Here is an 18,261-nt window from a genome sequence, read left to right as displayed (position 1 = left end):
TCGTATAAGGAGTTATTAAACATGCCCCGATTTGGTAAGTTTTACCCACAATCAAAGTGGGTTATCGGTTCTCTTGCGCTGGGGCTTAGCGCTATTTCAGGCTCAACTATTGCTGACAATGGAACTGCTCCAGATAAACAATCCAAGCAACAAGATGCAGCGGGAAACATTGAAGTCATCACAGTTTACGGTCAGAAAATCGAGCGAACGCTGAAGGAAACGGCGAGCTCAGTGACGGTCATTACTGAAGAACAGTTGAGGAAAAATGCAGACCAATCAACGATTTCAGAAATTCTCGGCGGTACACCAAACTTAATTTATGCCGGAAATACCGATGCGCCCATTATCCGCGGAACGGATACCAAAGGGCCTATAGCAGCAGGTAATGCCTATTTATCTAAGCCTGTGCCCGGTGCAACTATCAGTGTCGATGGTAAATATCTGAGCCCCGCAGAACTGGATTTAGGCGCCGCAGGCGTGTGGGATGTGTCGTCTATTGAAGTCTACCGTGGTCCGCAAACGACCAGTCAAGGAGCCAACAGTATTGCTGGCGCTGTAGTTATCCATACCCATAACCCCACTTATACGCCAGAATTTGCAGCGCAAGCACTTTATGGTAGTCGGAATAAGAAGCGCTTTTCGGTCATGGCGTCCGGTGCGCTAAGTAATGACTTTGCCGCAAGAATTAGCGCAGATTACAGCGCTAGAGATACCTTTGTTGATTACGTTAACCCAGATTTTACAGCCCATGATTTGGATTTTGAGTTTAAAAACCAAAATCTACGGGCGAAGTTGCTATGGGAACCCGAAAAATACAGCAACTTTTCTGCCATGCTGACTTATTCCTCCACTGAGGCTAAACGTCCCAGAAACGAGGTGGTATCAGAACCCTATGATGACTTAGAAAATCGTTCAATTTTTCAGGACAATCAAGAAGTCAGTAATCATGTCGGGATTTTTGATCTTGAATATGTGTTCGACAATGGGATGAAGTTGCATAACCAACTGCAGTATTCAGAAGGGCAGTTTGATTATCACTTCGCGGCACCTTATCAAGGGATTGCAAAACGAGATAATGAAAACTTTTCGAATGATATAAGGCTGAACTTTGGTGACAAGAGTTCAGAGTTTAGTTGGGTTGCCGGTATCTTCTACTGGGATGATAAAACGAATAACAAGTTGAACAACGTATTTGGTAATGCCGACGCTGACTTGAGACATACCAGTTTTGCCCCCTACGGTGAAGTCATATGGCGCTTCTCACCCAAGTGGGCATTCACCAGCGCACTCCGTTATCAGTCTGATGAAATTAGCCACGATGGTATTGCCAGCTACATCCCAGGAGTGCGCCATCAATATGAAGAGACGTTTACGGCGTTATTACCTAAGGTTGCCCTGTCCTATGATCTGACTGATAACGTCTTAATCGGCGCTATGATCAGTGAAGGCAATATTCCTGGTGGTACAGGAATCAACTTCCGCGGCGGCGAATATTATACATTCGATGCCGAGTCGGCATGGAACTATGAACTTTTTACCCGTATCGATCTGCTTGAACAACGCTTGATCATAAATAGCAATCTCTTTTACACCCGCTTTAATGATTCACAACGTTCAGTTACTGACTACCTAGATGGACGACCCTTTGGTTCTGTCATTATTAATGCTGATGAAGCGCAAAGCTATGGGATTGAATTAGATTGGAACTTTAACGTTGCCGATAGTTTTAGCTTATATGGTGGGCTGGGTTTACTTGAAACTGAGATAAGTGAATTTAATGACTACCGTGGCGAGGAGTTTGTCGGCAACGAGTTTAGTAAAGCGCCAGGATATATGTTCAATCTTGGGTTTGACTATGCGATCACTGACGCCTTTAAAGTGAGCGGAGATGTGCGTCATACGGATGGATACTTTTCAACGGATACCAATGAGCCTGAGTTAAGAGTGGGGTCTTACACTACGGTAAACCTGAATTCTTCCTATCAAATCAACCAATATTTTGAAGCCTTTGTTTATGCGCGCAATTTACTGGATGAACGTGCTCCTGTGGCAAAAATGGCTGACAGAAGTACTGGAGGCGTTGATGCATATTTACTTGAACCACGAGAAATAGGCGCAGGTGTTAGGGCGAAGTTTTAGCGGCTCGCTTCTACCCGCTGTATTGGGTATTGCCATGCAGCGGGTAGCAAGAGCGGTTAGAATGGCTTTTTTGCCTTGGAAACCTTATCGATATGACACAAGTACCGGATCAACCCACTCAAAAACGCCAGCGTGGCAGACCTAGCCGTATTTCCCGTGAGGCTATCGCCAGAGCTGCGTTGGAGATTGGGGTTGATCAAGCGACCATCCCAGCTATAGCAACGCATTTAAAGGTCGATCATTCTTCCCTCTACCATCACGTAGCAGGTCGGAATGATGTTATCTCCATTGCGGCTGAGCTTGCTATCAATGAGCTGGACTGGCGAGCGCCAGCTGCCACCGATTGGCGGAGCGAATTGATCATATTGACCGATGCCATTTGGACACTCTATGAGCGTCATCCAGGCCTCGCTGAATCTATCCATCAGGCCAGTGTTACGCCGTCATCGGGTATACGTTCTTTTGCTGAGTCGGTCGAAAAGCTGCAACGCAAAGGCTTCTCCCTCGATGAGGCTGTGCTTTCCGTTGATATCTTAGTTGACATGGTGGGGGAGTGCTTTTTGGGATGGTGGTCAACCACTAAACCAGAGGTAGATGGCCGTACACGTAAAGAGCGCATTATCGCAATTTGGGAAGATGAAGCCACCAAGCTCCCTGATAAAGCTGAGCAGATAAATGCGATGGTAGACATCATGAAGGTGGGTGCCCGCAAATGGTGGGAGCGAAAACGTGACTTAGTGTTAGCGGGTATTGCCGTTACCCATGCTCAAAAGGCAGGGGGATCCGATAAGGTTCAAACATAGTGCATCGATATGAACATTTCATAGCGGCTGCAGATTAGTACAAGATTTATTGCGTATAGGAAGTATCAGTTTGTGAAGGTAGTTTATGCACTGACGTGCTTTTTTGTGCTTTGTTTCGCCTCACTGCTGCTAGGTGCAAAGTATGCCTCTGTGACGCAGATGCTGACGTTCTCGGATGATGTCTGGTTGGTGTTATCTGCAAGTCGTCTACCGCGGCTCTTTGCCTTGATTTGCTCAGGCGCAGGGCTCGCTGTCTGTGGTGTGATTTTGCAGCAGATTGTGCAAAACAAGTTTGTTGAACCTGCTACTTGTGGCGGGCTTGATGCCGCCAAACTAGGCATATTAATTTCAATCATTCATGCCCCGAGTATGGGGGGCTCCGCCAGAATGTTGGGGGCTTTGGTTTTTTGCTTGCTTGCGAGCTTAGCCTTTATTCTGATTATTCGTAGTATTCGGTACAAGAGTCCGGTGCTCATTCCAATTATTGGGATTATGTTTGGCAGTGTACTCAGTGCGATAGCGGAACTTTATGCTTATCAAAACAATATGATGCAGAGTATGCAGGGATGGATGCTGGGTGATTTTTCAAAAATCGTGCAGGGTAACTACGAAATCATCTATCTGATCCTTCCCGTAGTCATACTGACCTACCTTTATGCACAGCGCTTTACCATTGTAGGAATGGGCGAAGGCTTAGCTACCACACTAGGCCTGAGTTATTTCAACCTAGTTATCTTAGGGTTAGTGCTGGTTTCCCTGACCATTGCGACCACAGTTATCACTGTCGGGAGCATTCCATTTATTGGTTTGATTATTCCTAATCTTATCGCTATGCGTTACGGCGATAATTTAAAGCGTACCTTGCCTATTATCGCCTTTGCTGGCGCAACACTACTGATTATCTGTGACTTGCTTGGTCGGCTTGTTTTGTATCCCTTTGAAATTCCTATAGGTCTAACGGCAAGCTGTTTAGGTGGACTCATATTTTTAGTTATCGTTTGGAAAATCAAATGAAAGACAGTGCATGGCGTTTTGTGAGCTGGGGGCTGCCTGTAATGTTGGCAGTCACATTTTTATTGATGGGCTCAGGCTTTGATTTTGACTATGTCATACCGAATCGATTGGTGCGTTTGGGCACTATTTGCCTTGGTAGTGTCTGTATTGCGTTTTCCTCGATACTGTTTCAGACCTTAGCCGGAAATCGCATTTTAACGCCATCTATCATGGGGTATGAAGGGGTTTACTTGATTTTGCAGGCACTATTGATCCTTATCTTAGGGGCGGGCAGCAGTATTCTGATCACCGCTAACAGCAATTTCTTTGTCTCAGTCGTGGTGATGTTGCTTTACTCAATAGCGATTCATCGTTGGCTATTTAGTGGAGATCGACATGATGTGTTCTTCCTACTGCTTGTGGGCTTAGTACTCACTGTGGTGTTAGGCAGTTTTACTCAGTTAATCCAATATTCTATCAGTCCCGGTGAATTTTCAATTTTCCAGAGCTACAGCTTAGCGTCTTTCAACCGTGCTCAACCAGAGCAATTGCTTATTTCTTTAGTGCTTGTCGGTGCCGTGTGTATTGTCGCTTGGAAATCGCGAGCTGTGCTCGATGTATTACTGATGGGACGAGAGCAGGCAATTTCTCTTGGTATTGATTATCAAAAAGTGGTGCGCCTGCTATTGGGTCTTATCGCGGTATTGGTCGCAATATCAACCAGTTTAGTGGGACCGACTGCTTTTATGGGGATATTTGTCGCGAACATGGCCTATGCACTGGCAAGGCATCCGTCGCACTCATTTACCTTGATAACAGGATGCGCCGTTGCTATTTCGGTTTTTCTGATCGCGCAAATGCTTGTTGAGCATCTGTTTAATTATCAAACCAGTGTTGGGCTGTTAATTAATCTATTTTGTGGCGCCTATTTCTTTGTCTTAATTCTTAAACCTCGGAGCGCAGTGTGATAACCGTCAATAACTTATATCAGTCTTATGGCGCGAAACCTGTGCTAAAAAATGTCACAGCACAATTTCCAGAACATCAGATGACTTCTCTTATCGGCCCTAATGGTGCAGGCAAAAGTACCTTACTGATGTCGATTGGTCGGTTACTGAATATCCAGCAGGGCGAGGTATTACTCAAAGGTACTGCTATCCACAATATTCCCTTGAAGGATTATGCCAAGCAAGTTGCAACCATGCGTCAGTTTAACAGCCTTAATTTACGCCTCACGGTCAGGGAGTTAGTGGCATTTGGTCGTTTTCCCTATAGCCAAGGGGCACTTACAAAGGAAGATCATCGCGCCATTGATGAAGCTCTGTCGTTTTTAGCTTTACAGTCATTAGCCAATGTATTTATTGATGAACTTAGCGGCGGACAACGCCAAATGGCTTTTCTGGCAATGGCGATTGCGCAGCAAACTGATTATTTATTGTTAGATGAACCGCTCAACAATCTGGATATGAAACATGCCGTTAGCATCATGCGGGCACTTCGCCATCTGTGTGACGATTACAAACGAACGGTTGTATTAGTGGTTCACGATATCAATTTTGCGGCTAACTACTCCGACTATATTGTAGGTATGAAGCAAGGCGTTGTGCATTGCGCTGGACCCGTTGAAGAGGTCGTTACAGCACAAAGGTTAAAAGCACTGTACGAAATGGATCTTGAAGTGCTGAAAACAAGTCAAGGAACTGTATGTAACTATTTCAACTTCAACTTACAAGGAGAATACAAGTGACGTCGAAATGTAGAAGTGGGACTAAAGTGATAGCGATTCTGTTATTTAGCTCGGCTTTTTTGCTGGCCTGCGACAATAAAACCGAATCAGTACAACTTGCATCATCGGATACGCGGGCTTCAACGGTTGAGTTGGAGTTTGCCCCGATAGAGGTAGAGCATAAGCTGGGCACAACTGTTATTACAAAACGGCCAGTACGCGTTGCCGCCTTAGATATGAATGAAGTTGACTATCTCGAACAGTTGGGTGTTCCGATTGTAGGTATGCCAAAGGATTTTGTTCCTTACTACCTGAAAGACTACAGCAACAATAGTGATATCGTTGATTTAGGCGCTATCGTTCAACCCAATATGGAACGTATTTATGCACTTAAGCCCGACCTAGTGCTGATGTCATCCGTTCAAGCTAGTCATTATCAAGCGCTTTCCAATTTGGCACCAACCATTCATTTGGATATTGATTACCAAGACAGCAACAGCGATTACTTTGATATAGTCAAACAGCACTTGTTAGTGCTGGGGAAATTATTCGATAAGCAAACCTTGGCAAAACATAAAGTGGATGAGCTGGAAACTAAGATCCAAGCCGCCAGAATGGTGATTAAGGACAGGCCAGAAAAAGCCCTGGTGGTGCTGCATAATAATGGTGCTTTTCGATTTTTAGGTATTCGTTCACGCTATGGGTTTATTTACAGTGCGCTAGGGGTTAAACCTGCCAGCCTTTCAGAGCAGATGGGATTGCACGGTCAACCTGTAACAAGCGAGTTTATTCTTGAAAACAATCCCGACATTATTTATGTCGTCGACAGAACCGCAGTGATGGAGCGAAGCCCCGTATTGGATAAACAATCTATTGATAATCCTCTTTTGCGAGAAACTAACGCTTGGAAGACGGGGAACATTATTTTTGTGGATCCCGAGGCTTGGTATATAACTGGGGCAGGCATAACATCCCTTAACATCATGATTGATGATGTTTTGAAAGGGTATTCCAGCTAGTTTCATCAAAAGATTTTATAGCTATATCGGTTGGTCTCATAAAATCGTTCAACACAAGCCAACTGGACGAGTAGTACTTATTGTCCAGTTGGTTTGATTCGTTGCAGTCACTGACTTTTACTACTTAGTTGCCCTTAGGCTCGAAGGTAAAGGATTGCCCTGCTAGCGCTGCCTCAAACATTAATCCACCCTTGGCCACGGTAAATACCGCCATACCATTGATATAGGCGGCAGTTGCCGATTGATTACCACCCGCTTGGCCAGCGCCTGCCGAGTTACCTGTGGTGCCCGCTTTCGCATTTGCGCCCATGTTAATCGCAACGGCCGAGGCCTGTGCATCGAACTCAAAACTGCCACTGGTGAACTCGTTGTAGGATTTGGCATCTTTGAAGAAGATGATTTCGCTATAGGCTTGTCCGCCTAGCTGAAAACCAATGGAGAGCTGGGTCAGGCTAGAGTCTCCCATATATTGACCCGCTTGAAAGACGCGACCTTTACCGTAGGCTGCACCAATACCTATTCCGCCTTTACCGACAGTGGGGAAAAGGGCATAACCATAGGCGGTATCAAAAAATTTGCGCGTTTCCTTTGCTTGGTGAAAATTATTTAAAGCCTCGGTGTAGCTATCGTCGGCCTGAGCTGCGGGTGCCATAAAGCTGGCAATCAGACAGGTTGATGCGACGATAAGGGATAAAAATGATTTCATGGCGTTCCTCCTTAATGCTTCGGTTCCATCAGACTACCCTTTGTTTTAACAAATGACAGCCTAAAGCTGAGTTCATGTCAGCTGGGGTTCAGTTTTTGCTGGGTGACAGTGTGCCAGTTTTGAGTGCTTTAGGGTGAATTAGTTCTTCGAGCGAGAGGGCGTATTGGTGATTTTTTCAGAGCCTTCATTCGATTCCTGCTGTAGTTGTTGAATAAATTCAAATTCTTCAGGAGTGAGTATTTCTCCCGCCTGAGGCTCCGCCTTTGGCTGAGGGGCTGACATATGTCCCTTGAGATAGGCGGTGCGGGTGATTTGCTTCAGGCCGTATGCCGCCAGTAGGTAAAAGCTTAGCAGCAGGCTTAAGCGTGGCAGCGCATGGGATAGGGTCGAGAGCGAATCTCCAAGATAAAAGGGAAGCACCACCACAAATACCCTTAACAGCCAGTTAAATAGCATGGCCAAGGTCAGGCCGAACAACCAGCGAAAACGGATCAGCTTTAAGGTTTGCTGCGGTGCCTCGTTACGCTGTTGTTGGCGAAGCTTATGTCGTTGGAACAGTCGCCAGAGTGCAAAAAAATAGATCGCCGTTTGGATAAACAGCAACAGAGGCAAGGCAAGGCTCCAGTGGCTGAGGTCGATATCTTGGCGATGCTTAAAAAATTCTGCCTGAAACCAAAGGGCATTTTTGTGCAAGTTTAGCCGTACGACTATATCCAGCATGGCGAGAAACAGTGTGATCAATGCTAGCCAATAATGCCGTGAGAATCCCACAGGCTCAGTGCTTTGCTCTAGGCTGCGTTTGCAGTAGAGGTAGAGCAGCGGCATGAGTAAAAAATAAATCGGGGTGATCAGGTTAAATAACACATGGATTGGGATGGGGGTGTTATCTCGGTTGAGCATGCCCGTCAGGAAATACAGGCCAACAAGGCTTAAGAAACCCGCGAGCAGTCTTTGATTATTGTTGGAGTGGTAGAAGTAGCGAATATAAATAGCTAACGCGAGGCAATGTAAGCCACCAAAAAGGGATAACCACCAATAGGCTTGAGCAAAAAACGTATTAAACTCGTTCATTTTTAACACCTCGACGCCCTGTTATAACAGGGAATTTCGAGGCGCAAAAGTGTTACTAAAGGTTTTTCTGTGAAATTGCGATGCGTTGATGACGATTAGAGGCCGCCTCTGGCACAGATGCGGGAACCGGCTGACGCTCCGCCAGTAAGTGTTTGATTGCGCGAATGGGATGCGGTAACAGCATTCGTGGGCCGGCGAAAATCATGATCTCTTTGACCTGCGCCTTTTGTGCTGGTTTATAGCAGTGCACAGGGCATTTATTGCAGGTGGGTTTATCTTGTCCGTAGGGGCAGCGATCGAGGCGAACGGCGGCATATTCTAGCAGCGCTAAACATTCTTCACACAGGCCGGATGCCGTTTGGCCTTGGTGCTTAGTTTTGCAATAGATCTTCGTCATTGCGCTAATGGTTTCATGCTCGTAGCGCAGTTTACCTGTAAGTAGGGCCGCTGAGTCCATGGGAATACCTTAGTCTGTCACTCGGATAATCCCATCATAAGCAGCGGCGCGGGCTTGTTCAAAACTGAAGTGTCAATTTATGAAGATGCGCACAAAATGAGACTTTAAATATGCATCACCTTATCGGCGGCCAGCGTCCAGCGGGTGAGATCCTGCAGAGTGCCTATTTGTGCGCCTTCGAGCAGCATTTCGGGGTTAACGCCCCGCGCTTGGGCGCAGGTTTTACAGAGTAAAATAGGGACTTGCTGAGCGCTTAGGATCTCAAACATCTGTTGTAGGTTGTAACTGAGGTCTGGAGTCGTTTGATGCTTAAGGGCGCCAAACACCGCATCTGACATTAAAAAGATTTTCAAATCAACTTGTTGCTCTGTTTGGTCCTTCAGTGCCAAAGCGATACGCAGGCTATTGAAGAGTTTTTCTGTGCCATAGGGGCTGGCGTGGGCAACGATCAGAATGTTTTGCATTAGGCTTTCCTTAATTTTGCAAATGGTCATAAACCCTAACAGTCTAGCCGAATTGCGCCTATCGATTTGCGTGCAAGATCGGATAAAACGGCATAAATACTTGATTTACACAGACACTATGGACTTTAATAGCGGTTAATCTCTGCTCAACTTTTGGACAGAATCCCTTGCCAGCTTCAGGCCCTTGAGTCGTCCTGGCAAGCCAACTGCAATTGCTTCTGATGGGAAGCAGCCATTAAAGGTGAAGAAGAATGAAGGTCGTTGTCGTTTTTATACTGATCGCTATCGGAGTGTTTTTATTTCGTCGTGCCCAGCGCTTGGCGAAGGAAGAACAAGAGGCAATGATGGCGAAGAAATCAACCGAAAAGACAAGGGATACAAGCGCTTCGCCCGATGAGGCTGAACCTACGCCTGACCTTGCTCCTTCTGCGACGAACGAGTCAGAAGCCGCTGCTGCGGCCAAAGCGCCCGAGGTTGAATTAATGCCAAGGGACGTTGAGCCGGCGAGCCGCGTTGAGCTGAGCGAAGATATTATCGACGTTGAAATCCCCGCAGCAACCCATGACGAGAATGTGATTATCCTTGCCGATACTCATGCTGCGGATGTCAATAAAGACTCTGCAATCCCTGAGGATGACACTTTGGTCACCCATGCGAGTGAGGTCAAAAAAGAGTCGGAAACTGTCGATACGCCCGTTAAGGCTAAAGAGAGCGCTGAGAGTTCACCAGAGGTGGCGAGCAATCGTTTGGCGAAAGACGAGTCGCTTGCTGCACTTGGTTCATGGGCGAATGTGACTCTAGCGCGCGCGGTAGAAGAATACCAAGGTGCAGAGACTGCCTTGGCTCGCTATAACGCCTTACAAAACGTGATTGCAGAGTGCTACAAGCAGCGCAAATCGACGGAATATTTAGCCTATGGCGCAGCGCTACATGGGCTGTATCTTGCGTTATTCCACAGTGCGAATACCGAAAAGCCCAAAGAGCTTGAGCTTAAAACCCCAGGTTTTATGCAGCTCGCGACTTTGCTAAACGATACCCAAGACTTTGATAAAGCGATTGCACTCTGCCAAGAGGCGATCAAACTTGGTTTAACCGATGGCACTGTGACGGGGTTTGAAGGACGAATTAGCCGTATCGAGAAGGCGCAGACGAAAGCGGCGACGGCCTAAGGTCGTTGTCTGACCGCGAGAATAGAACTCAGGCTTTGGTGCTCAAACGCGATTAACAATGCACTTGAGATACCCTTAGCCGAAAAGCGGTTATTTAACCGGGTAAAGCCGTGTAGAATCCTGATACTTACCGCGCAAAAGGCGAACTAAGGTTCGCTTTTTTTATGGGCTATTTTTATGAAGTATGTTGCGAGCTGTTTTAACCGAATCGGCAAAATGAAATTATCCTTGGCCATCTTATTTGCCAGCCTCAGCCTTGGGTTGAGTGGCTGCACTAAAACCCCCGAATGGACGCTATTTTATTATCCTGCGGCGACCTCACTGCCAACGACGCCATTACAAACCGATGATATCAATGGTTATTACGACACTCTCGAGCAGTGCCAGCGCAAAGCCCAAGGATTACAACGCTTAACCGGATCGGGTGTCAGTGGCTTCGAGGCCAGCGGCGCCGGCGTCTATCAATGCGGCCAACAGTGTGAGCTTAACGACAAGTCCGTACTCGTATGTAAGCAGCTCGTTCAATAGGGAAAGCATTGATGAAGTTCAAACAGGATTTTTTTACCCAATTGCCTGAGTTTTACTCTCAAGTTTATCCGCTGGGGATAAGCAATCCCCATTGGCTGGCGTGGAGTGAGGATGCCGCCAAATTAATCGACTTACAGCAGCCTACTAATGCCTTATTGCAGGGATTATCGGGTAACGAGGCCATTGAGGGCGCAAGTTATTATGCGCAGGTGTACAGTGGCCATCAGTTTGGTGGTTACACGCCCAGATTAGGTGATGGTCGCTCGATTATTTTGGGTGAGGTATTAGGCCCCCAAGGTGCATGGGATGTGGCACTCAAAGGCGGCGGGCCGACACCTTATTCTCGCCATGGCGATGGTAGAGCCGTAATGCGCTCAGCGGTGCGGGAGTTTCTTGTCTCCGAAGCGCTGCATCATTTAGGCGTGCCGACGACCCGAGCCTTGGCGGTGATCGGCTCTGATATGCCCGTCTGGCGTGAGAGCCAAGAAACCGCAGCCATTACCGTACGTTTGGCACGTAGCCATATCCGTTTCGGTCATTTCGAATTTTTCTGCCATAGCGAGCGTGGTCAAGCCGATAAGCTCACGCAGTTACTCAACTTTACCTTGAAGCAGCATTATCCGCATTTGAGCTGCGATCTGGCGGGCTATAAAGCGTGGTTTTTGCAGGTAGTGCAAGATACCGCTAAGCTCATCGCCCATTGGCAGGCTATCGGCTTTGCCCATGGGGTGATGAATACCGACAATATGTCGATTCTGGGGGACAGTTTCGATTTTGGCCCGTTTGCCTTCCTCGATACCTTCCAAGAAGACTTTATTTGCAATCATTCCGACCCAGAAGGGCGTTACGCCTTTGGTCAGCAGCCCGGCATTGGCCTGTGGAACCTGCAACGTTTAGCGCAGGCGTTGACACCAGTGATCCCGTCCGATGATTTAATTGCCTCCTTGAATCAATATCAACATGCGCTAGTGCAGCATTATTTGATGCTGATGCGCACTAAGTTAGGGCTGGCTGAGCGAGCGGATTCGACTGCCGAGCAGGATCAGCAGGACTTAGAACTGATTGGCCGCTTTACCGTGCTGATGGAGAAAAATCAGCTGGATTACAGCAACACCTGGCGCCGCTTCGGTCAGCTTGACCCGAGTAGTGCGCACTCTTCGCTACGGGATGATTTTATCGACCTTAATGAATTTGATGCTTGGTATCAGGCATATCAGGCGCGGTTGGGTAAAGTTACCGACGTTGAGGCCTGGCAGCAGGCGTGTAATAGCGTTAATCCCAAATACATCCTACGCAATTATTTGGCTCAGGAGGCCATTATTGCCGTGGAGGAGGGCAATCTGGCGCCGCTAGAGCGTCTACACCAAGTATTGCGCCAGCCGTTCGCCGAACAAGTTGAGCACGAAGATCTGGCCAAGCGTCCACCCGATTGGGGACAAGGGCTGATTATGTCGTGCAGCAGTTGATGGAAGTAAAAATGCAATTAGAAGCCATTCAGTTAGATAGAGCCGCGTTAAGCTTAAGTGTGAGCGGCGATATCGATTTTGATCATTTCGAGGCCTTTGCCGAACCATTAGCCCACGCCTTAGATTGCCGAGTGCGCGAGCGCCAATGGGGCGCGGATCGCCATCAATGGTTATTGGAGTTTGAGGGCACCTCGCTTTGGCTCAATTATGAGTTTTACGGCAATATCTGTTGGCTGAGTGTGGAGCGTGAGGCTGATTTTGAGGTATTGGAATACCTTGCCACACTGTTAAAGTCCTATATATGAGAGAGTCGCAATGAGCCAAGATAAGTTAGTTCCATCTCAGGGTGCTGTTGATGATATGCATTCGGGCGCAGCCTTTGACTTTCAGGCCTTAACGCCGGATTTGATTTTAGATGCGATCGAGAGTCTTGGGGTGTATCCAGAGACAGGCCTACTCGCGCTCAATAGCTACGAAAATCGCGTGTATCAATTTCGCAGCGATGAAGGGCAACGCTATGTGGTGAAGTTTTATCGCCCCGATCGTTGGACCGATGCACAGATCCAAGAAGAACACGACTATGCCATCGCGCTTGCCGAGCAGGAAATCCCGATGGCGGTGCCCGCATGTGTGCAAGGGCAGACCTTGCATCATTTCCACGACTTTCGGTTTGCACTGTTTCCCTCCATCGGCGGTCGCCCCTTCGAAGTGGATAACTTAGAGCAGTTGGAATTTGTTGGGCGTTTTATCGGCCGTATACACCAGTACGGTGCCCAGTCGACATTTAAGGCCCGTGAGCCGCTAAATCCGCAGATTTTAGGCGATGAACCTTTAGCCTGGTTAAAGCAGTCAGACTTAGTACCAAACACACTACGCCCCGCGTTTTTTACCGTGGTGGAGCAAGTGTTGGCTAAGGTGAATCAGCGTTGGGCGCAGCAAGCTTTTACGCCCATTCGTCTGCATGGGGACTTACATCCGGGGAATATTCTTTGGACACCCGATGGGCCGGGGTTTGTGGATTTAGACGATGCCCGTATGGGACCGGCTATTCAAGATTTATGGATGATGCTGACGGGCGATAGAGCGCAGCAGCAACTGCAACTCGAGGTATTACTCGAGGCTTATGAAGAGTTTTGTGAGTTCGATACTCGGCAGTTGGCGCTGATTGAACCCCTACGCGCATTACGGATGGTGCACTATAACGCTTGGATTGGCAGGCGTTGGCAAGATCCTGCTTTCCCTATGCATTTCCCCTGGTTTGGGGATGAAAAGTATTGGGAGCAGCAGATCTTAGCCTTTAAGGAGCAACTCGCGGCACTCGATGAACCGCCGCTGAGCCTGATCCCCTACTAAATGTGTGAACAGGGTGGAATTACGCACCTCTTAGCCCAAACCGATTGAACTCTTGGCTTGAGTTACACTCAAAAAATGAAATATGTTAGGCTCCAGCTAGTTTTGAAAATTGATTTAAGGAAAATTCATGAAAAAAGCATTACTTATGGTGGTAGCGCTGTTATTGGCTCCATTAACTGTATCGGCAGTTGAGTACAAAGAAGGCGTACACTACACAGTGATTAACGACGGCCCAGCGACAGCTAAGCCTGAAATCACCGAGTTTTTCTCTTTCTATTGCCCACATTGCTTCAACTTCTCTAAAACTGTAGTGCCTAAAATTTTGGCTGAGAAGCCAGAAGGTGTGGCATTTAACCAAGCCCACGTTGACTTTATCGGTAAGGAAATGGGCGTAGAAATGTCACGCGCCTTTGCGGTAGCGCACCAACTGAATGTGGACGATAAAATGGATGCGGCTCTATTTTCAGCCATCCATGAGAAGAAACAACACTTCACTAACCGTGATGACGTGCGCGCCTTGTTCGTGGCTAACGGCGTAGACGGCAAAGCCTTCGATGCGGCGGCTGACTCCTTTATGGTGAAAGCGCAAATGGCGAAGATGAAGCGTGATACTGAAAACGCGAAGATTTCAGGTGTGCCTGCATTAGTGGTGAATGGCAAGTACCGCGTCGAAACGGGTGCGATCAAGTCTTACGATGAGCTGTTAGATATCGCTTATTATTTAGCTAAGAAACAGTAATGATCACCCGATTGCCGCTGTTTTATCATCATTTTGTAATCTAACTGATTGATACTGCGAGCATAAAATTAAAGGAGCCTAGCGCTCCTTTTTTATTGGTTTGCGCAACATAGTCGCAAATAGTTGAACCAGAACTTCGAAATATTCGTATCTGATACCAAGGAGTGTTCATGCTTGGCAGGCTTTCTGCTGATTAACGTCCGTTTATAGATAATTACTATGTTGCACGGACGTTTGCAGAAACACGGCAGTAGGCAAATGCGGGCAATATGAATCTGAAAACTCTACTAGCGGTGGAAATTTGGCAAAAAAAAACCGTACTTCCGATAATGGAGAGTACGGACTTGAGTCATATGACTCATTTTTACCCTGAGTAACGTGGATAAGTCTAGTTTGGCGTCAAAATAATGTCAATAGTCAAAAAATTGACTGTTAAGTGTTTTTATGATTTCTTTGTTATTTCTAATTAAAAATCATGCAGTTACATTAATTTTATTGTAAATATTGAAAAAAATCTATCAGGGATGAAACTCAATAGGTAATGCTTCTGTCAAACAACTGTAATCAATAACAAGAATGCTGTAGGGGGTTGTATGAGAGTTTTCCCTGTATACGCACCGAAGCTTATTGCAAAGCATGCGCGTATTTTTCTTACTGGCGTGATATGGGTTAAAGACTTAGGTCGATTAGAATTTGAAAAGGGGCGTTTTTTATTGCCAAGAAAAAGCCTGCCAAAAGTGAAGCAGGCTATCTTAGAGCTGAACGAACTGATTGAATCGCAGAATCATCAAACTAAAACAGCTTAGATTTCACTGTTGAGCAGGCCAACAAGTCCGGTGACTTTGTCGTTCCAAGAAGCGAGTTCTTGTTGCAGTTGTTGGTTTTGCTCAGATAATTGTTGATTTTGCTCACTCAAGGTCGACGTCTTTTGCTTCTCTTCCTCTAGCTCCATTTTTAGAAGCTCGATAGTTTCGAGTGTAGCCTGGATCTTGGTTTCCAGTTTGGACAGTAATTCAAGGCTCATCTGGAGAGTCCTATAGTTTCTGGATGGGACTGTGATTCTAGCAGTGCCAATAGCATAAGGAATAGCAGTCTTTGTCGTTTGGTTAAAAAATGCCCGATAACCGCGTACGAATTTAAGTTTTTTTGCATTTGTTACTAACTCGTTAGTATTCTTGGGTTTATTTATTATCGGAAAGGCCCATGTCGCCGAATCTGCTTGCGATACTTCCCCTGTTATTAACCCTAGTGTTAGCCCTATGGCTGCGGCGTACCTTAGTGGCGCTGGGTGTCGGTATCCTCTCGGGCGCCTTAATCATTGCTCACTTCGATATAGGGCAAAGCTTGGGCTATCTCTTGGAGATAGGCGCTAAGCAGTTTTACAGCCAAGGCGCTTGGCAGTGGTGGCATTTAAATGTGCTGATGGCCATGTTGCTGCTGGGCAGCATGACGCAGCTCCTTGCCAGAAGCGGTGCGGTAGAGCAATTTGGTGATTGGCTATATCGACGCATTCGCACGGGGCGACAGGCGCGTATTGGTGTGGTGCTGTTGGGCTGGCTAGTCTTTATCGATGGTATTTTTAGTTGCCTCGCCGTGGGGCATGTGTGCCAACCTCTGAGCCAGCGTTATGGCATCCGTCAGACGCAGTTGGCCTATTTAGTTGACTCTAATGCATCGCCGCTCTGTTCGCTCTTACCTTTTTCTAGCTGGGGACCCTATGTGATGGCGCTCTTGGCGGGACTCAGCTTTTTACCCGTTTCTGCCCTTGAGGCCTTTATCGACGTCGCCTTATTCAATTTTTATGCGATAACCACCTTAGGCTTGTCGCTGATTGTGGCTTGGTTTGGGATGGGATTTCGCCCCATCGAGAATGCGCTATTGGCGGCAGATCCCGTTGAGCCAAGTTTAACTCCCTCCCAAGGCAATCCTTGGTTACTTGCGATTCCCATGCTGACCTTACTGTGCGCCTCTGTCGGTTTAACTCTCTGGTCTGGCGCGCAGCAGGTGCCGTCATGGGATGTTTCGGCCTGGTTAGCTAAAGCCGATATTGGCGCAGCGATGCGCGATGCTTGTCTGTTATCGACCTTAGTCACGCTAGTGTTGTTGATGTTGTCGGGCCGAAGCATAGGGAAACTGCTGGCGGACTTAGTGCATGGCGTGCGGATGATTGCTTTTGCCATCGCGATTTTACTCTGTACTTGGATGATAGGCGCGGTGATCCAAGATCTGGGCGTGGCGAGCTTGTTGGCGGCTTGGGCTAAATTGTACTTATCCTCGAGTCTGCTGGTGGCGGGGATGTTTCTACTCTGCGCTATTATGGCCTTTGCCACAGGCTCAAGCTGGGGCACCTTTGCGATTATGATCCCCATCGGTGGGGAAATTGCCCATAACATGGATGCCAGCTTGTTGTTACCTGTATTGAGTGCGGTGATGGCGGGCTCTGTGTTTGGCGATCATTGCTCGCCGATTTCCGATACTAGCGTGCTGAGCGCGACGAGTTCAGGCTGTTTACCCCATGACCATGTGGTGACTCAACTGCCGTTTGCATTAATCGGAGCTGGTGCGGCATTAGTGGGATTTCAGTTAGTTAACTTATCGGTTGCAACCCTGTTCGTGTGGTTTGGGGTCATAGGCACTGCGTTAGGGTTATTGGCCTTAATGACACGCTTTTATCCACCTTGGCTGAGCGCTCGTTCGCAGACAAACTGAGCCTTTCGGGGTAGAATGCCCGTAGAATTAACCATTTGATTTAAGAGATTATCCCTATGAGCATTACCCGTTTAGATGTTGGTACACGTATGAGCAGCATAGTGATCCACCAAGGCACAGTGTACTTATGTGGCCAAGTGGCGAAGGATAAGTATCAAAACATCACCGAACAAACGACGACTATGCTAGAGGAAGTCGACACTCTGTTAGCGCAGGCGGGCAGTTCTCGGGAACACTTGTTGTCAGCCACTATCTATCTAAAGGATATGAATGACTACGATGCCATGAATGCGGTTTGGGATGCTTGGGTGCCACAGGGTCATGCGCCTGCCCGTGCTTGTGTGCAGGCGGCCATTGCCGAGCCAGAATATCTGGTTGAAGTTTCTGTGATTGCCGCAGTCGCTAAGGCGTAACTCGCTTCTAATCTAAGTTAGCAGTAAAGCTAAGTCGAACTTGGCTTTACTCGCCCTCAACCATTGCTGCCTTAAATGCTGCGGCATATCTACCGTAACAAGGCTACGCCACGCGATCTTCAATTAGAACGCGATCATTAGCTAGAGCAAGATCTTCAGTTAGAAATAGCGGGCTAAGTTCGCCGGAATATTGGGGCGGTGCGAGGGATACTGCGCCAGTAAGCCTTGAGCGATGGCCTCTATATCCAGCGTTGGTAAACCTTGCTCTATGATGGTCGCGGCCCAAGATGCGTGGTGCTTGAGTTGAGTATAATGTTCAGTTTCAACAAACCGTGCCAACGAATAACAGCTGCCGCCTAATCCATGTCCCCAACCTTCGCTAACGTCAAAGGGGGAATCGAGTCGCTCGCTATCAAACTCCACCAAGTAGGGGGACTGACCATGATTGCCGCCAGTCCAATCACCTAATTCCAGCAACAGTATCATCCTTGTCATTTGTTTATGCT

General features: G+C 47.3%; 21 protein-coding genes. 15 read left to right on the top strand and 6 right to left on the bottom strand.

What is annotated here, in order from left to right; translation table 11 throughout:
- Nucleotides 1-21 precede the first annotated feature (21 nt).
- The 6 genes from CBX96_RS14955 to CBX96_RS14930 all read left to right on the top strand — a co-directional run bounded on the left by CBX96_RS14955 (nucleotide 22) and on the right by CBX96_RS14930 (nucleotide 6,680).
- Nucleotides 22-2,139, top strand: a complete 2,118-nt coding sequence (locus tag CBX96_RS14955) for a TonB-dependent receptor (protein ID WP_109287247.1) — start codon at nucleotides 22-24, stop codon at nucleotides 2,137-2,139.
- Nucleotides 2,140-2,231: 92 nt separating this feature from the next.
- The gene (locus CBX96_RS14950; protein WP_109287246.1) at nucleotides 2,232-2,942 is read left to right on the top strand and encodes a TetR/AcrR family transcriptional regulator; all 711 of its coding nucleotides are present in this window, start codon (nucleotides 2,232-2,234) and stop codon (nucleotides 2,940-2,942) included.
- Nucleotides 2,943-3,014: 72 nt separating this feature from the next.
- Nucleotides 3,015-3,956 carry an ABC transporter permease gene (locus tag CBX96_RS14945; RefSeq protein ID WP_109287245.1) on the top strand — a complete coding sequence of 314 codons (942 nt, stop codon included), beginning with the start codon at nucleotides 3,015-3,017 and terminating at the stop codon, nucleotides 3,954-3,956.
- Nucleotides 3,953-4,903 carry an iron chelate uptake ABC transporter family permease subunit gene (locus tag CBX96_RS14940; protein WP_109287244.1) on the top strand — a complete coding sequence of 317 codons (951 nt, stop codon included), beginning with the start codon at nucleotides 3,953-3,955 and terminating at the stop codon, nucleotides 4,901-4,903. Before CBX96_RS14945 ends, CBX96_RS14940 begins: the two co-directional genes overlap by 4 nt.
- A complete protein-coding gene (locus CBX96_RS14935) occupies nucleotides 4,900-5,682 on the top strand; it encodes an ABC transporter ATP-binding protein (protein WP_109287243.1) in 783 nt (260 codons plus the stop codon). The genes CBX96_RS14940 and CBX96_RS14935 overlap by 4 nt, the downstream gene beginning before the upstream one ends.
- The gene (locus tag CBX96_RS14930; protein ID WP_109287242.1) at nucleotides 5,679-6,680 is read left to right on the top strand and encodes a siderophore ABC transporter substrate-binding protein; all 1,002 of its coding nucleotides are present in this window, start codon (nucleotides 5,679-5,681) and stop codon (nucleotides 6,678-6,680) included. The genes CBX96_RS14935 and CBX96_RS14930 overlap by 4 nt, the downstream gene beginning before the upstream one ends.
- A 124-nt stretch (nucleotides 6,681-6,804) precedes the next feature.
- Here CBX96_RS14930 and CBX96_RS14925 read toward each other — a convergent pair whose 3' ends face one another.
- From CBX96_RS14925 to CBX96_RS14910, 4 genes are all read right to left on the bottom strand, one after another.
- Nucleotides 6,805-7,386, bottom strand: a complete 582-nt coding sequence (locus CBX96_RS14925) for a lipid-binding SYLF domain-containing protein (RefSeq protein ID WP_109287241.1) — start codon at nucleotides 7,384-7,386, stop codon at nucleotides 6,805-6,807.
- Nucleotides 7,387-7,524: 138 nt separating this feature from the next.
- A complete protein-coding gene (locus CBX96_RS14920) occupies nucleotides 7,525-8,457 on the bottom strand; it encodes a hypothetical protein (RefSeq protein ID WP_109287240.1) in 933 nt (310 codons plus the stop codon).
- A 55-nt stretch (nucleotides 8,458-8,512) separates the two neighbouring features.
- Complete coding sequence (locus CBX96_RS14915) at nucleotides 8,513-8,914, bottom strand: nitrous oxide-stimulated promoter family protein (protein WP_109287239.1); 402 nt, start codon at nucleotides 8,912-8,914, stop codon at nucleotides 8,513-8,515.
- 104 nt (nucleotides 8,915-9,018) lie between these two features.
- Nucleotides 9,019-9,378, bottom strand: a complete 360-nt coding sequence (locus tag CBX96_RS14910) for a DsrE/DsrF/TusD sulfur relay family protein (protein ID WP_011624373.1) — start codon at nucleotides 9,376-9,378, stop codon at nucleotides 9,019-9,021.
- Between the two features lie 251 nt (nucleotides 9,379-9,629).
- Here CBX96_RS14910 and CBX96_RS14905 point away from each other — a divergent pair, with 251 nt between their 5' ends.
- The 7 genes from CBX96_RS14905 (at nucleotide 9,630) to CBX96_RS14875 (ending at nucleotide 15,439) form a co-directional block, all read left to right on the top strand.
- The gene (locus CBX96_RS14905) at nucleotides 9,630-10,547 is read left to right on the top strand and encodes a hypothetical protein (protein WP_109287238.1); all 918 of its coding nucleotides are present in this window, start codon (nucleotides 9,630-9,632) and stop codon (nucleotides 10,545-10,547) included.
- A 177-nt stretch (nucleotides 10,548-10,724) separates the two neighbouring features.
- Nucleotides 10,725-11,075 (top strand): hypothetical protein, encoded by a 351-nt coding sequence (locus CBX96_RS14900; protein ID WP_109287237.1) that lies wholly within the window; start codon nucleotides 10,725-10,727, stop codon nucleotides 11,073-11,075.
- An 11-nt stretch (nucleotides 11,076-11,086) separates the two neighbouring features.
- The gene (locus CBX96_RS14895; protein ID WP_109287236.1) at nucleotides 11,087-12,541 is read left to right on the top strand and encodes a YdiU family protein; all 1,455 of its coding nucleotides are present in this window, start codon (nucleotides 11,087-11,089) and stop codon (nucleotides 12,539-12,541) included.
- An 11-nt stretch (nucleotides 12,542-12,552) separates the two neighbouring features.
- Nucleotides 12,553-12,846, top strand: a complete 294-nt coding sequence (locus CBX96_RS14890; protein ID WP_109287235.1) for a DUF3630 family protein — start codon at nucleotides 12,553-12,555, stop codon at nucleotides 12,844-12,846.
- A gap of 10 nt (nucleotides 12,847-12,856) precedes the next feature.
- On the top strand, nucleotides 12,857-13,894 hold the full coding sequence (locus tag CBX96_RS14885) for a serine/threonine protein kinase (protein ID WP_109287234.1): 1,038 nt from the start codon (nucleotides 12,857-12,859) through the stop codon (nucleotides 13,892-13,894).
- A gap of 127 nt (nucleotides 13,895-14,021) precedes the next feature.
- Nucleotides 14,022-14,633, top strand: coding sequence for a thiol:disulfide interchange protein DsbA/DsbL (locus CBX96_RS14880; protein ID WP_109287233.1), 612 nt, complete (start codon nucleotides 14,022-14,024; stop codon nucleotides 14,631-14,633).
- A 593-nt stretch (nucleotides 14,634-15,226) separates the two neighbouring features.
- On the top strand, nucleotides 15,227-15,439 hold the full coding sequence (locus CBX96_RS14875) for a DUF1107 domain-containing protein (RefSeq protein WP_011624366.1): 213 nt from the start codon (nucleotides 15,227-15,229) through the stop codon (nucleotides 15,437-15,439).
- Here the strand turns inward: CBX96_RS14875 and CBX96_RS14870 are convergent.
- Nucleotides 15,436-15,657, bottom strand: coding sequence for a cell division protein ZapB (locus CBX96_RS14870; protein WP_089066742.1), 222 nt, complete (start codon nucleotides 15,655-15,657; stop codon nucleotides 15,436-15,438). The two genes, CBX96_RS14875 and CBX96_RS14870, sit on opposite strands and share 4 nt — an antisense overlap.
- Nucleotides 15,658-15,836: 179 nt before the next feature.
- On the opposite strand from CBX96_RS14870, the gene CBX96_RS14865 reads away from it, so the two are divergent.
- On the top strand, nucleotides 15,837-17,342 hold the full coding sequence (locus CBX96_RS14865) for a Na+/H+ antiporter NhaC family protein (protein ID WP_109287232.1): 1,506 nt from the start codon (nucleotides 15,837-15,839) through the stop codon (nucleotides 17,340-17,342).
- A 56-nt stretch (nucleotides 17,343-17,398) separates the two neighbouring features.
- Nucleotides 17,399-17,755, top strand: coding sequence for a RidA family protein (locus CBX96_RS14860; protein ID WP_037413739.1), 357 nt, complete (start codon nucleotides 17,399-17,401; stop codon nucleotides 17,753-17,755).
- Between the two features lie 159 nt (nucleotides 17,756-17,914).
- Here CBX96_RS14860 and CBX96_RS14855 read toward each other — a convergent pair whose 3' ends face one another.
- Nucleotides 17,915-18,250, bottom strand: a complete 336-nt coding sequence (locus tag CBX96_RS14855) for a hypothetical protein (RefSeq protein ID WP_109287231.1) — start codon at nucleotides 18,248-18,250, stop codon at nucleotides 17,915-17,917.
- Between the last annotated feature and the right edge of the window lie 11 nt (nucleotides 18,251-18,261).

It is taken from the genome of Shewanella sp. BC20 (assembly GCF_003129585.1).
Classification (GTDB): Bacteria; Pseudomonadota; Gammaproteobacteria; order Enterobacterales; family Shewanellaceae; genus Shewanella; species Shewanella seohaensis.
The sequence above is the reverse complement of the archived record's forward strand: the minus strand, read 5'-3'. Positions and strand labels throughout refer to the sequence as shown.

Bases quoted from the DNA above. Each gene is read 5' to 3' on its own strand.
- CBX96_RS14955 (WP_109287247.1), top strand. From the start codon at position 22: ATGCCCCGATTTGGTAAGTTTTACCCACAATCAAAGTGGGTTATCGGT.
- CBX96_RS14950 (WP_109287246.1), top strand. From the start codon at position 2,232: ATGACACAAGTACCGGATCAACCCACTCAAAAACGCCAGCGTGGCAGA.
- CBX96_RS14940 (WP_109287244.1), top strand. From the start codon at position 3,953: ATGAAAGACAGTGCATGGCGTTTTGTGAGCTGGGGGCTGCCTGTAATG.
- CBX96_RS14925 (WP_109287241.1), bottom strand. From the start codon at position 7,386: ATGAAATCATTTTTATCCCTTATCGTCGCATCAACCTGTCTGATTGCC.
- CBX96_RS14920 (WP_109287240.1), bottom strand. From the start codon at position 8,457: ATGAACGAGTTTAATACGTTTTTTGCTCAAGCCTATTGGTGGTTATCC.
- CBX96_RS14915 (WP_109287239.1), bottom strand. From the start codon at position 8,914: ATGGACTCAGCGGCCCTACTTACAGGTAAACTGCGCTACGAGCATGAA.
- CBX96_RS14910 (WP_011624373.1), bottom strand. From the start codon at position 9,378: ATGCAAAACATTCTGATCGTTGCCCACGCCAGCCCCTATGGCACAGAA.
- CBX96_RS14905 (WP_109287238.1), top strand. From the start codon at position 9,630: ATGAAGGTCGTTGTCGTTTTTATACTGATCGCTATCGGAGTGTTTTTA.
- CBX96_RS14900 (WP_109287237.1), top strand. From the start codon at position 10,725: ATGAAGTATGTTGCGAGCTGTTTTAACCGAATCGGCAAAATGAAATTA.
- CBX96_RS14895 (WP_109287236.1), top strand. From the start codon at position 11,087: ATGAAGTTCAAACAGGATTTTTTTACCCAATTGCCTGAGTTTTACTCT.
- CBX96_RS14890 (WP_109287235.1), top strand. From the start codon at position 12,553: ATGCAATTAGAAGCCATTCAGTTAGATAGAGCCGCGTTAAGCTTAAGT.
- CBX96_RS14885 (WP_109287234.1), top strand. From the start codon at position 12,857: ATGAGCCAAGATAAGTTAGTTCCATCTCAGGGTGCTGTTGATGATATG.
- CBX96_RS14880 (WP_109287233.1), top strand. From the start codon at position 14,022: ATGAAAAAAGCATTACTTATGGTGGTAGCGCTGTTATTGGCTCCATTA.
- CBX96_RS14875 (WP_011624366.1), top strand. From the start codon at position 15,227: ATGAGAGTTTTCCCTGTATACGCACCGAAGCTTATTGCAAAGCATGCG.
- CBX96_RS14870 (WP_089066742.1), bottom strand. From the start codon at position 15,657: ATGAGCCTTGAATTACTGTCCAAACTGGAAACCAAGATCCAGGCTACA.
- CBX96_RS14865 (WP_109287232.1), top strand. From the start codon at position 15,837: ATGTCGCCGAATCTGCTTGCGATACTTCCCCTGTTATTAACCCTAGTG.
- CBX96_RS14860 (WP_037413739.1), top strand. From the start codon at position 17,399: ATGAGCATTACCCGTTTAGATGTTGGTACACGTATGAGCAGCATAGTG.
- CBX96_RS14855 (WP_109287231.1), bottom strand. From the start codon at position 18,250: ATGACAAGGATGATACTGTTGCTGGAATTAGGTGATTGGACTGGCGGC.